Annotated in this window: 9 protein-coding genes; 3 read left to right on the top strand and 6 right to left on the bottom strand. The window is 48.7% G+C overall.

Translation table 11 applies throughout. The annotated features are described in order from the left end of the window. Nucleotides 1-613: 613 nt before the first annotated feature. Complete coding sequence (locus tag D0Y50_RS05725; protein ID WP_117315914.1) at nt 614-1,435, bottom strand: DUF4437 domain-containing protein; 822 nt, start codon at nt 1,433-1,435, stop codon at nt 614-616. Between the two features lie 166 nt (nt 1,436-1,601). Between D0Y50_RS05725 and D0Y50_RS05720 the strand changes: the two genes are divergently transcribed. Further along, a complete protein-coding gene (locus D0Y50_RS05720) occupies nt 1,602-2,561 on the top strand; it encodes a LysR family transcriptional regulator (protein WP_117315912.1) in 960 nt (319 codons plus the stop codon). 187 nt (nt 2,562-2,748) lie between these two features. On the opposite strand, the gene D0Y50_RS05715 is transcribed toward D0Y50_RS05720, so the two are convergent. From D0Y50_RS05715 to ffh, 4 genes are all read right to left on the bottom strand, one after another. Beyond that, entirely contained in the window at nt 2,749-3,969 is a 1,221-nt protein-coding gene (locus D0Y50_RS05715; protein ID WP_117315910.1) for a phosphoenolpyruvate carboxylase, read from the bottom strand. Beyond that, complete coding sequence (locus tag D0Y50_RS05710; RefSeq protein WP_108566536.1) at nt 3,966-4,601, bottom strand: condensin complex protein MksE; 636 nt, start codon at nt 4,599-4,601, stop codon at nt 3,966-3,968. The genes D0Y50_RS05715 and D0Y50_RS05710 overlap by 4 nt, the downstream gene beginning before the upstream one ends. Further along, a complete protein-coding gene (locus D0Y50_RS05705; protein ID WP_117315908.1) occupies nt 4,598-8,284 on the bottom strand; it encodes an ATP-binding protein in 3,687 nt (1,228 codons plus the stop codon). The genes D0Y50_RS05710 and D0Y50_RS05705 overlap by 4 nt, the downstream gene beginning before the upstream one ends. Nucleotides 8,285-8,553: 269 nt before the next feature. Continuing rightward, nucleotides 8,554-9,960, bottom strand: a complete 1,407-nt coding sequence (gene ffh / locus D0Y50_RS05700; protein ID WP_108566534.1) for a signal recognition particle protein — start codon at nt 9,958-9,960, stop codon at nt 8,554-8,556. A 308-nt stretch (nt 9,961-10,268) separates the two neighbouring features. Here ffh and D0Y50_RS05695 point away from each other — a divergent pair, with 308 nt between their 5' ends. Both D0Y50_RS05695 and D0Y50_RS05690 read left to right on the top strand, forming a co-directional pair. Continuing rightward, entirely contained in the window at nt 10,269-11,063 is a 795-nt protein-coding gene (locus tag D0Y50_RS05695; protein WP_117315907.1) for a cytochrome C assembly family protein, read from the top strand. A 99-nt stretch (nt 11,064-11,162) separates the two neighbouring features. After that, on the top strand, nt 11,163-12,455 hold the full coding sequence (locus D0Y50_RS05690; protein ID WP_108566532.1) for an HlyC/CorC family transporter: 1,293 nt from the start codon (nt 11,163-11,165) through the stop codon (nt 12,453-12,455). Between the two features lie 214 nt (nt 12,456-12,669). On the opposite strand, the gene D0Y50_RS05685 is transcribed toward D0Y50_RS05690, so the two are convergent. After that, entirely contained in the window at nt 12,670-12,852 is a 183-nt protein-coding gene (locus D0Y50_RS05685; RefSeq protein WP_108566531.1) for a hypothetical protein, read from the bottom strand. Nucleotides 12,853-13,015 lie beyond the last annotated feature (163 nt).

Genomic DNA, 13,015 nt, shown 5'->3' with positions numbered 1-13,015 from the left:
GCCAAACGGTCAAAAAAGCACCTGCAATCAAGCTGTAAAGCATACGCTACAAGCGCTTCAGCATGTTGTTAACAATCTGTTAATTATACGCCTTCAAATCAGAAAGCCAATGTTTAGCGACCAAAATAAGGATAAAGTTTTACCCGGAATGTAATTCGTAGGTCCAACACACTGTATTTGGTAATACGCCAAGCGATACCCATGACAACTGCCCGCATTGGTGACGTGAACAGCAGATATTTCAACCTACAACCCGGGCTGATAGGCAGATAATTTGCAGCCTATTATTGAAGTTAGCAATACCGCCAAGAAGAACAAATAGAGGGCTGCCTTACCTGGGCCTGCGGTTAGCCAAATTCGCGGCACTGATGGCAACGACTTTCGCCCTGCCCTGCCACCAAAGAGGATTCAGAAGTAATGCCAGCAGCCTCGCGGCCAGCCACAGGCGTTCTTGCGTAAAAAAATATGTCAGCCTGAGGAGGTTTTTCCTGCCTGGGAAGGTACTCACACGATCACTGAGAGAGCAATTTTTATTGTTTTACGTTAGTACTTCATCCCATCGGGCGGGACAAGTCGAAATGCCCTAACCCGAAGTACTAAATAACGTAGCGGCTTACTCAACCAAGTAGTGAGCATTGGTACGAATGTAAACGGTGGCCACCGTATCATTGGGGTTGCTCAGGTTAAGGCTAGCGTCACCTGCCGATTCCAGGTAACTCCCCGGGCGTAGCGTTTTGGAAGGACGGTTAGTCGAAGCCTGGTATACCACCGTACCGGCAACTACCACCGCTCGAAACTCACTGGCAGGCGTGACTATTTGTCCGCTAAAGCCAGCTGGCAGTTTTATCATTGTTCCGTGTAAGCTAGAAGTATCGCCCCAAAGATAGGTCGCCTCGACACCATCGACATGAATATTCTCAAGCTCGCGATTGTTTAGCCAGACACTATTATCGCGGTGTAAATTAATCGCCCGCTCGCCATTATCAAATTCGTTTGCGCTGGGTTCGACTAAATACGGGCCCGAGTCAATCTCAAGATAAATTAAGTTATTGGGCGAATTGGCCGCAGTGGTATGGTTTTCCCCCGCAGGCTGGGTCCAGAATGAGCCTGTCGGCATCCACATTCTTTCTGCTTTGGGATCGTCGTTATGCATCTGCCCTGCAATCACAATTGCCCGATAGGTAATATTGTGAATATGCGCCGGCGACGCGAACCCTTTGTTAAAGCGCACCAACATGCCACTCGCCGTATCTTGGGTACGATCGCCCCAGAGATCGGCAGCGCCGGGGCTTTGGTCACCGCGTAGCGGATTCAGATACCCCCATTGAACATCCTCCACTGGTACTACGTTGGGCGTACCAGTATCGGCTAGCGCAGGCGAGGAAGCTAATGTGGCAATAATGGCTATGGTAGTTAGGTTGAATAAGACTTTCATGTAGAACACTCCGTTAAGCTTGTACTGTTTCAGTTAGTAAGCGTAGCTTATGCTCTACAATTCATTCGATAAACAGGCAAATGTTTAATACACTTTCGCTAAAACGTGGATAATAATGGGCTTATCCCCCTGCGAGTATATTGCTCGTCGAGAACCGGAACGAATAGTGAAGACAGCGGATTTACAGGTACTTTTGAAAGTGGCAGAGCTTAATTCTATTACCGCTGCGGCTAAGCAGTTAGATATGAGTTCGTCAGCAGCCAGTGTGGCGTTAAAGCGCATTGAGCAAGCCCTTGGCGCCCAACTTTTTGTGCGCACTACCAGACAACTGCGCCTGACATCTGAAGGTGAACGCTATCTACCGCTTTGCCATCAAGCGCTGGCGCTGCTGCAACAAGGCCAGCGGCTGATACACGAAGAACAGCACACGATTAGCGGGGAAGTACGTATAGCGGTGTCGTCAGAAATGGGCCGCAATCTTATGCGCGTTCTGCTTAATAAGCTAATGCGCCGCCATCGGGAAGTTACCTTACGTCTGCATGTTAGTGATAGCCGCGCCGATTTTTACCGTGATGGAGTTGATGTGGCATTACGGGCAGTGACGCAGGAAGCGGCGAAAGATCTCAATTTGTACGGCTTTAAAATCAGCAATATCCCGCATGTGCTATGCGCCTCCCCGCACTATTTAACACAGCATGGCGAGCCGTTAACCCCCGCCGACCTGCCCCAACATAACGCGCTACTATATAAATTGTATGATGTTGTGCACGACAGATGGGAGCTGTATCGCAATAATCAGCAATACAAAATTAAGATGAACAGCGATCGTGCGGTCAATGATGGAGATATTGTCAGGCGGTGGTGTCAGGACGGCGAAGGTATCGCGAAAAAATCGGCGATTGATGTTGGCCCAGATTTATTGGCCGGCAGCCTTCACAGGCTGATGCCCCAATACACATTTGCGTTGACGCAAATGTGGTTAGTATTACCAAGCCGCCAGTTTATTTCACCCGCTATCCGGCTGATTCGTGATGAACTCATACAAACAATTGCAGATTTGCGCGAGCAATTGATAGCCCAGGGTATTGTGACTAACCAAGAGTGGCCAGAGCTTAACGCTGGTTAACCCTGGATTTACTGCATAATCCAGGGTCCAAGATAGCTAGGTAGCATGACCGAGTGCATCCTGCGCTTATTTACAGCGTTCACTTACCTGGCGGCATTTTTGGTTACCGGTCAAATAGGCTTGTAGCGTGGCCTCTAATATTGTTCTACTGAAGCGCGGGGTATTGCGACCAACACCCGCGCTGGGATCATCGCAATCCCAGCGTAATGTCGTTAATATAAAAATTGCCGGTAAACACCCTATGTTGCTCTCCGGTAGGCTCCAGCGCAAAAAACTGCTTATCGGTTTCGTCCAGCGCCTGGTATCCTCCAATAACCTGATAAATCCAAACTTCCGGATCAAACGCTAAATCATGGTCAGCGTAGTACTGCAACGCGGTACGTGGCTGTCCGGAGTCAATTACCTCACAAAAATAGCTTTCTACAGCGTGCTGAATCGGATCCTTTTCCAGCTCGATTGTGGTTTGTTCACTAATGTCTATCTCTGGCGCGGCAGCACTGTGATCGGCATGGTCGGCGCGCCGATGTATATCTGTCAGGTTGGCTATCAGATATTGATAATCCTGCTCATGGTCAACCTGGTTCATATCAGGGGCCGCGTTGGCCAACACATTTCCCGATTGGTTGAATAGCACCGGCACCTGGGATAGCGCCGGGTAGTTGCCTGGCGCGAAATCAGGATGCTGCTCCATGTGCAGTAAAAACCCTTTTAATAGGCGAGTTCGGCCCTGAAATTCGCGGAAGCGACCTAACAAATCAAGTAACCGGGCCTGGGCTATCGACAGTTCCTGCGCCGCTTTGGCAAAGCTCTGCTGTAACGCGACCACCAGCAGATGGCGTAATTCCCGATTACTTGCAGCGATATCGCTAAGTTCGTCGAACCGAAAGCATTCCAACTGATGTAATAATTCTGATACCTGACTTTGGGCCAGCTCGTTTTCGCGGATCTTTGCCTCTACCGAGGCCACATAACCAAATTCATTGTTAATCCGGCTAAACATTACCCGAACACTATTGGCCAGTGATTCCGTCAACTGGTAAACGTGCTCGGTTAAATCGCTCATATGGGCGTGGGCTTCACTGTACCGATTGTAATACAACGCTTCTTTGTAATGTTCGGCAAGGGTTTTCAGGCTGGCTAATGCCGTGCCTATATTGGCATTAATATTACGGTTTCGCTCGTCTTGCAGACTACCTTCCAGCAAGGTTCTTACCGCAGCTTTCAAGCGTAGCGCACTATGCGGGTCCGGGCGCCAAAGCACCCCCAGCTGCACCAATTGCTCTAATACTTTGCGGCTATGGGCGCTTTCTTCTACATGACCATTAAGGTAGGCCTGCATAATAAGCTCACTATGTCGCCCCAATGCATTTAACAGGCGCGAGCCGGCCTGAATTAATGCCTGGCTCATAATAAACTTCCCTGACTTATGGCGGCATCAGCTTGTTCAGACAACGACAACGATTCTGTTTCATCGATAAATTTTATCACCTCATAGAGGTGTTCTATTTTGCCAGTGGCCAGGTAAATTTGTTTTTCTGCATTAGGCCGGAATAAATAGCCCATTTCAGTAAGTCGTTTAAAAACCTGCTTTATTTGTCCGTCTACATTCACACTGGCCGAATTAAATAATCGGTAGCGAGAAATTTTTTCCAGTTGCTCAGCATATGCCGGCGTATCTTCAATGACTGACTGTAATTCATTCAGTCGGATAGCCGTACCCATGGTCACCGGCACATCCGACTCACTGGCTTGCTGCACCAGCATGAGCCATTCGACCAGAGGCACTAAGTTGGTAGCGGTGTCCTGGAACTGTTGTGCCAGCACTTTGCGCTCCGCATCCCCCAGGGTCATATAGGCAGAAAAAAACACTTCGGCATCTGCGGCACTGGCTAGGGTACGATTAAGCATATTTAAATGCGGTTCAAGCTTCTGCGCGTTATCCCGACTTTTTAAAAAGCGCCAGGCATCTTCATCAGTGACCTGACAAATAAATTTACCTTCCAGTAAAAGGCTTAGTATACGGCCTGCTTCGGTCATCATAAGGTGGCCTCCTGCTGGGCACGGCGTGATTGAATACGGTCAGCAATGGCACTGCTTTTAGGCTGTACCACCTGCAGTTTACGGCTCACTTTGTCTATTAAATAGCGGTTTTCGAATAAAGTGAGAACATCAGATTCGGGATTGGGAAAAGCCCCTACAACACTGATGTTATTATTCTGACAGGCATCAAAGATTTTTTTCACATTGCTTTGATGCAGTGTTCCCAGCTCGTCAATAGGCCAGTGCACGGTAGCATCAGCGTCGCCGCGCAATAAACGCGTAAAGGCTAGCAAGAACTTACACAATATCAGGTAGGCCATACCATGACTGGAGGACTCATTGAGCTGCCGATCGGTACGTATTACCAGCTCGCTGTTACCTTCTTTAAGATGTAATTCGATATCCAGCAATTTGCTAATACCGCCGGTTAGTGCCGCACGCCCCAGAATATCCAGGACTTTTCGCATGCTCTGGGCGTAATCATCATCAGGTAATTCTGTCGCGCCACCTTCCATCCATTGGTCATAGTATTGGCGAAATTGCTCAAGCTCAGGCCAAAATTCCAGCTCGCTAATGCGCGAGCGAATTTTGACTGCCGAATCGGAGACCCCATCAAGAAACAGCTCACCGTCTACCTCTTTGGTAATACGACGACTCTGGCTGACAATGCGTTTGTCGATGTCAGCCAATACATAATAATACTGGGTTAGGTCCGCGCCAAATATACGTCCCTGCTCCTTCAACCCCTGCAATTTTTGCGGCACAATGACATTTAGTAACTGGGCCAGATGGGTAACCATACGACGATGATCAACGCTTTTTATCCCAGCCGTATTGATTACCGCGCACTCTTCCCGGGCTCGTTCCCAGGTATCCGATAGCCCAGTACCGGCTTGTGCGGCAATCAGCTGATCAAAGCGTTCGACATAACTTTTAACGTTGGCCAATAACTCTTCTCGCTCTTGCAGCAGGCTTTGCACCTGCGATAAGCGCTGATTAATAGTGGCATCATCATGGGTTACCCCGCTGGTGTCATTACTGTGAGGTAGCGTAAGTTTTGCCAGCGTTTTACTAAGAGCAATAATTTGTTCGCGCTGCTCGGTGGCCGTTTTACATTGTGCTTCGAGCACACTATGCTGCTCTTTAAGCTGTTCACGTTGATCGCGATATTGCGCCTGCTCGCTTGCCAACCCTCTTTCAGCTTCAGCCAGAATTTTACGCGACTTTGCCAGCGCCGCTTGCCAGTTTACTTTATGGCCAGTGAAAACCGTTTGGTACCAACGTTCATAGTCGGCCACTTTATGACGCTGGTTTTCGGTTTTATAAATGCTATCTTTAAGCGTTTTTTGACGCTTTTTCAGCGCACCGATTTCATCAACATCCACGCCACGGTTATTTAATTCATTTTCCAGCCAGTGATCCATCTCTTTACGGTCCTGGGCAGCCAGTTCCCGCGCTTTGCGGATATCGGCATCACACTGGGCAATACTTGCTTCTGTGTCTTCAAGCAATTGCTGCCAATGGAAACTGTGTTCAGTTTGCGCTTCACGCAGCTGATCTTTTAGTTCATCACTGGCTAACTCGAATTGCGCTTTACATTTTTGTTGTGCCTGGACATTGGCATCTAACTTGGTGCGTGCTTTTTGTTTACGGGTAGAAAGCGCCTGCTGGTATTCACTGGCTAAGGTATCACGGTCTTGCTGGGCACGTTTACGCGTAGCTTCGGCACTACGTACGGTGTTATCTTTTTGCGTAAGCGCCAGCTCAGTATTGCGAACCTCTTCATTCGCTTTCGCCAATTGAGCTTCACCGTTATTTTGTTGTTCCAGTGCTTCCGCCAAACGCGCTTCAGCCTGTTGCAACTGCTGTTTAAGTTGCTGTTCAGAGTGTGCGTAATCAGGAGTTTGTAAGACCTCGGTAGCCAGCGTAATACCATACACGCCGTCAGCACTGCTTGCGGGTTGAGGCACCAGGTCGGTACGGTCCAACAGTTCAGGACGTATAATTTTTCCCAGGGTAAGCTCCCAGTTATCGCTGTGCTTACGCAGGTATTCTAATAGCGACCCTTCGCCGGGATATAACAACTGGTGTATCTGGGCCACGCTCTTTTGTTCTTTATGATACTGCTGTCGAGCTTTATCTAGCGCTGCAGACGCCTGGGTGCGCAGCTGAGCCGCCTTACTGTGCACATGCTGGGCGTCGCGATAAGCAGCACGGGCCGAGTCTTCATTTACCGTGGCTTCTTTAATAGCGGCATCCATTAAGTCTAACTGGGATTGCTCGAATTCGTTGTAACCAGCGTTGTTAACCCCGGCTTTTAGTTCCGCTGCCAAAACATTGAGCTCACCGGCGCGCTGCTGATAATCCTGCTGTAAGCGTTGCTGCTGGCTGGCGAAATCTTCCTTAATACGATGCAGTGCATCGCGCTCTTGCTGCTGTTGCGTCGCGCGCTTTTCCGCGACCTCCTGGCGTAGTGACGATAGTTGCTCCAAGGTTGCTGACAACCGTTCCCCCAACTCTGCCACACGGCGAGCATAAGCCGACTCCACATCCTGGTGTTTTTCAGTAAGCAGAGCATAGCGGCCCGATACGGTTTCCAGTTCATGTTGCCATTGCGATAAGTTGGCCACATCCTCTTTAAGCTGATCGATATTCTGCGTTTGCCACTGCTCATATTCCTGTTCCACCGACTCCAGATCGCTGGTGTACTTTTCCACGTCTGCGCGCGTTGCAGAAAGCGTCTGGTTTAATTCGTCGCGCCGTTCATGCCATTGTGCATCTGCGCGCTTGCGTTGGTGTTCATTGTCTTGCAGTTGCAAAGTGGTGGTTTCTACCCGCGCGGCAAGGTGCGCTTTATCCAACTCAAAACTGTGTTTAAGGCCGGCCAGGGTTTTTTCTGCTTCGGTAAGGGCCAGATCGGCCTGTTCGAGCTTGGTAAATTCAGGTCTGATACGATCAAATTGTTTAATCAGGTGACATTCACGAATCCAGTCATCCACCCGATTGCGGCTTAGTCCGGAAGTGGGAGGCTGAACCCCATCTTCTTCCAATATGGCCGCTATCATGGCTTTAATGGTTTCCATCTTGCCTTCTTTGGAGTGCACCGCTTTGGCCAGTTTTTCCATGTGCCGGATATGATATTGCTGGGCGCACAGACTAAAAATGCGGGCGTAACCGAGTAATTCCCGCGCATTGCTGCTTTGATTCAACACCCCTTGGTCATTTTGCAAAATGGCCCGGAAATCTTTGGTATTTAGCTGGCTGGTTACCAATACATTGTTGCGTTTCATCGCCCGGGCTAACTCAGCGCTACTGACGCTTATATGCTTACCACTTTTTTGTTCAATCAGATAATCTTCAATCGCAAATGGCTTACCGATAAACCGGTAATTTACACCACTTCCTGAAGCACTGAGCACCGCCTGACACAGATCGCCTTCTGCACGGGTATACTCATAAATAATAAAACTGGAAGGCCGGGGTAAATACCACCGTTCAAAACTATCGCGGGTGGCGGGCACCACCCGGCTGGGATATTCCCCATAAAACACTGGTATGAGCCGCTGTAGGGTGGTTTTACCGGAGGCATTGGTACCACAAATATTGGTGTGACCATCAAGCTTAAGTTCAACCACACCGGGCAGATGGGTATCAATGAGTATAATGCGTTTTAAACCAGCCATAAAAATCCTGTTGTTTTGTGGCAATAACCGCGTTGTTATTGTTGTTATTCAGGGACAGGCAGGACGAAGGATGCCACATTCCCCTTGTAGCGTTTGGCAGGCCCGATGACTTATGCCTCGGCCTTGCAAATAAAGTTAATATGGTGGTGGCCCGCGGCCGCCATTACGTTGGTGTATATACCACCGTGTAGATGAAGGACGATAAGCCCAAAGAAGCTAGCGTTACAGGGTTCGGGCGAACACCTGTAACGCTAAACCTGCGTAATATCTTACCGAGGGGGGAACATACCGCCCATGCCGCCCGGGCCGCCGCCACCTGGGCCACCGCCACCTGGAGGCATCATCCCTTTCATCTGGCGCATCATCTTCTTCATGCCGCCGCCAGACATCTTTTTCATCATCTTCTGCATTTGGGTAAATTGCTTAAGCAGACGGTTAACATCCTGAATCTGCGTACCTGAGCCAGCGGCGATACGACGTTTACGTGAGCCTTTAATAATTTCAGGTTTAGCCCGTTCACCCGGCGTCATTGAACTGATGATCGCTTCCATTTGGTTGAACTGCTTATCATTTGCCTGATCTTTTATTTTGTCGGCCATACCGCCCATGCCGGGCAATTTGTCCATCATGCCCATCATGCCGCCCATGTTTTTCATTTGCTCGAGCTGCTCTTTAAAGTCCTGCAGGTCAAACCCTTTGCCTTTTTGAACTTTTTTCGCCAGCTTCTGGGCTTTATCTTTGTCTACTTTGCGTTCGACTTCTTCGATAAGGCTAAGCACATCGCCCATACCCAGGATGCGCGATGCCACACGCTCGGGATGGAACGGCTCAAGCGCATCGACTTTTTCGCCCATACCTAAAAACTTAATGGGCTTGCCGGTAATTTTACGTACCGAAAGCGCCGCTCCGCCACGCGCATCACCGTCAGCTTTGGTCAGAATTACGCCGGTCAGTGGCAGGGCATCGTTAAAAGCCTTAGCCGTGTTCGCAGCATCCTGACCGGTCATGGCATCGACCACAAACAGGGTTTCTATCGGCTTGACGGCGCTATGCAGGGCTTTGATTTCATCCATCATGTCCGCATCTACGTGCAAGCGTCCGGCGGTATCCACCAATAGCACATCATAAAACTGCTTACGCGCGGCATCGATAGCGTCTTCAACTATATCTACTGGCCGTTGTAACACAGTAGAAGGGTGAAACCCGACGTTGACTTCATTTGCCAGAGTTTCCAGCTGTTTAATCGCCGCTGGCCGATAAATATCGGCGCTCACTACCATTACTTTTTTCTTTTCGCGCTCGGTCAGATATTTTGCCAGCTTACCAACGCTGGTGGTTTTACCCGCACCTTGCAAACCAGCCATTAACACTACTGCCGGCGGCTGTGTCGCCAGGTTCAGCTTTTCATTCGCCTCACCCATCACAGATTCAAGTTCAGACTGAACTATTTTGATAAAGACCTGGCCGGGTTTAAGGCTTTTTGATACCTCGGTACCTACGGCACGCTCTTTAACCTGCGCCACAAATTCTTTTACTACCGGTAAGGCAACATCGGCTTCAAGCAGTGCCATACGGACTTCGCGCAGGGTGTCTTTAATGTTGTCGTCGGTCAGCCGCCCTCGCCCGCTGACATTTTTCAGCGTCTGGCCAAGGCGTTCAGATAAATTCTCAAACATACACAAGGATCTTCTTTGTCTTGGTGAATGTGCCTAGTATAACGAAAATAGCCCACCGAACGTACCATCAGATGACGAAGTTTTAAGGTTGTTTTTAAAATTGATGGTTTAAACTGGCCGGGATTGCCGTTAAGCCTGGCTCGTATTGCCTATGATATGGCGGCTCAGGTTACGGAAAATCAAGGTGATGGTTGAATTTAACTGTGACTTGCAGTATCAATACCAGCACATTTGGTATTATTATGCCTGTTTTCGGCACTATAAACCGTTTATCGAATTTCCCTCTTGCAGGTACTACAGGACTTTTAATGACCTCGCTTTTCGCCTCTATGGCTGTCTTGTTCTATACGCTGGCTGCTATTTTGCTGTTGCGTCACTTTATCCATCACCAGGAACATCAGCGTCCGGTGTCGCCGATTGTTTTTGCCAGCCTGGCGGGGGTAGCTCATCTGGCGTTTCTGATTAATACCATTATGCTGGCGCCAGGCCAGAATATGAGTATCACCAATGTACTGTCGTTAGTTGCCTGGCTGATCACTGCCGCTATGCTGGTATCGGTAAGTGTGCTGCCCAACCGGATTATGCTGCCGGTAGTGTTTGTGTTTTCGGCATTGACAGTACTGGCGTCAACGTTGATTCCGGTGGCTCATATAATGCACATTGAGTTGCATCCCGGGCTGGTTATACATATTACATTGTCGCTGTTTGCTTACGGCACCCTGGCTATAGCCTTCCTGTATGCACTGCAAGTATCCTATATTACGTTCAGGCTGAAACAAAAAGGCGCCTCATTACTGCACTCCGCACTTCCGCCACTAACCCTGGTAGAGGGTATGATGTTCCGCCTGTTACAAATTGGCACCGCGTTATTGGTTATCTCGTTGCTTAGCGGGTTTATTTTCCTTGAGGATATGTTCAACCGCCTGTATGCACACAAAACAGTGTTATCTATCCTGGCGCTAATCCTGTATATTTTTATCTTGGCAGGCCAAAAGCTCAGAGGCTGGCGCAGCCGCCAATTAATTGTTATGAATGTAATAGGGATTGTTCTACTGACCCTCGCCTATTTTGGCAGCCGGTTTGTGCGTGAGGTATTGCTATAGTTCATTGCTTCTGGCAGAACACAGTGCTAGCAATAATCAGCCACCGGTATAGCTGCCAGCTACTACATTAAAAGTCACCAAGGCATAGGAAACCAATAGTTGGACGACATCTCAACCAGCACGCTGTTTATTATTCTGGCGGTGCTCATTTTATTCTCTGCGTACTTTTCCAGTTCTGAAACCGGCATGATGTCGATTAACCGATATCGGCTTAAACACCTGCATAATCAAGGCAATACTTCAGCCAAACGCGTACAGAAACTGCTGGACCGGCCGGATCGACTTATCGGTTTGATTCTGATAGGCAACAACCTGGTAAATATAGCGGCGTCTTCCATTGCCACCATTATTTGCACGCGCTTATTTGGTGATTACTGGGGTTTCTTTGCCACCACCTTCGGCCTAACCCTTATACTGCTTATTTTTGCCGAAGTAACACCGAAAACACTGGCGGCGTTATACCCCGAAAAAATTGCTTTTCCCAGTTCGGTTATTCTGCTGCCCATGCTAACGGTGATGTACCCGTTTGTGGCGCTGATAAACAGTATTACCAATGGTATTTTGTATTTGCTAAGGATCAATCCTACCAGTGGTAGTGATGACTCACTCAGCCGTGAGGAGTTACGCACTGTGGTATATGAAGCTGGCGCTATGATTCCTAAAAAGCACCAGGACATGCTGGTGAGCATACTTGATTTGGAAAGCGTGACCGCCGAAGACATCATGGTGCCGCGAGCAGAAATTTTTGCTATTGACATCAATGACGACTGGAAAAAAATACAGAAACAGTTAACCAGTTCACAGCATACCCGGGTACTCCTTTACCGCGACAGTGTGGATGACGCGGTAGGCTTTGTACATGTGCGGGACGCCCTACGCTTATTGTCTAAAGATCAGTTCACTAAGAGCAGTTTGTTACGCGCCGTACGCGAAATTTACTACACGCCAGAGTCCACCCCGCTACACACGCTTATGTATAAGTTTCAAACCGAAAAAGAGCGTATCGCGCTGGTGGTGGATGAATATGGCGATATTATGGGGCTGGTAACTCTGGAAGATATTCTTGAGGAAATAATCGGCGACTTCACTACTAGTATGGTACCAGACCATAGCAAAGAAGCTCATTTGCAGCAGGATGGCAGTGTATTGGTTGATGGCAGCGCGAACATTCGCGACCTGAACAAAGAAATGGATTGGAACCTGCCAACCGAGGGGCCGAAAACACTTAATGGTTTAATTTTGGAATATCTGGAAGAAATACCTGAACACCGGGTCAGCGTTCGCCTGGCGGGTTACCCCATTGAAATTGTCGATATTAGCGAAAACATGATTAAAACTGTGCGCATTATGCCGGATTATTTTGTAGCCCAGCAGGTTAATTCATCAGAATAAATCGCCAGTTAGCCATTTGATAGCAGCAAGTTCGTTGGATATCGGATTTACTCGAACGGTTGTCACAGGGGTGGTTTAAACCATTACCTCAAACAACTATACGCTGCTATACGCTGGGTATTCTATCGTTGGTTAACTGTGCTTTGCCGGGCACCAGCAAGAGGCCGCCCCGGATAATTCGCCGCTAGGATGTACCCTACGCTGGCGCGCTATATTATTTCAGTTTAGCCGCACTACGTCGCGCCAGTGCCTGTGCTTTTGCCGCGGCGACTTTTTCTGACAGATTAGTTAGTTTGCCTAGCAGCTGTCTTAATTCCTCATCATCACGCAAGTCTGATTCAGCCATGTGGCTTTCCAGCGATCGCTGTAATAACTCGGGGATTGATTTGGTTGTCATGTCCCATTGCCCATCCTCAACGACAATACCTATGCCACTACATAAATATTCCCGCCTGCCTCTCACTTGTTCTCTATATCGGTCGCGATGGGGTTTTCTAAAGTAGAATTGACCAAAAAGCCATGAGGTTGTTACTGGACATCGTAGCTAGGTAAGGTGGGCT

It is taken from the genome of Salinimonas sediminis (genome assembly GCF_003429285.1).
Lineage (GTDB): Bacteria > Pseudomonadota > Gammaproteobacteria > Enterobacterales > Alteromonadaceae > Alteromonas > Alteromonas indica.
This window is presented reverse-complemented; position numbering and strand designations above follow the sequence as displayed.

Bases quoted from the DNA above. Each gene is read 5' to 3' on its own strand.
- D0Y50_RS05725 (WP_117315914.1), bottom strand. From the start codon at position 1,435: ATGAAAGTCTTATTCAACCTAACTACCATAGCCATTATTGCCACATTA.
- D0Y50_RS05715 (WP_117315910.1), bottom strand. From the start codon at position 3,969: ATGAGCCAGGCATTAATTCAGGCCGGCTCGCGCCTGTTAAATGCATTG.
- D0Y50_RS05710 (WP_108566536.1), bottom strand. From the start codon at position 4,601: ATGATGACCGAAGCAGGCCGTATACTAAGCCTTTTACTGGAAGGTAAA.
- D0Y50_RS05705 (WP_117315908.1), bottom strand. From the start codon at position 8,284: ATGGCTGGTTTAAAACGCATTATACTCATTGATACCCATCTGCCCGGT.
- ffh (WP_108566534.1), bottom strand. From the start codon at position 9,960: ATGTTTGAGAATTTATCTGAACGCCTTGGCCAGACGCTGAAAAATGTC.
- D0Y50_RS05695 (WP_117315907.1), top strand. From the start codon at position 10,269: ATGACCTCGCTTTTCGCCTCTATGGCTGTCTTGTTCTATACGCTGGCT.
- D0Y50_RS05685 (WP_108566531.1), bottom strand. From the start codon at position 12,852: ATGACAACCAAATCAATCCCCGAGTTATTACAGCGATCGCTGGAAAGC.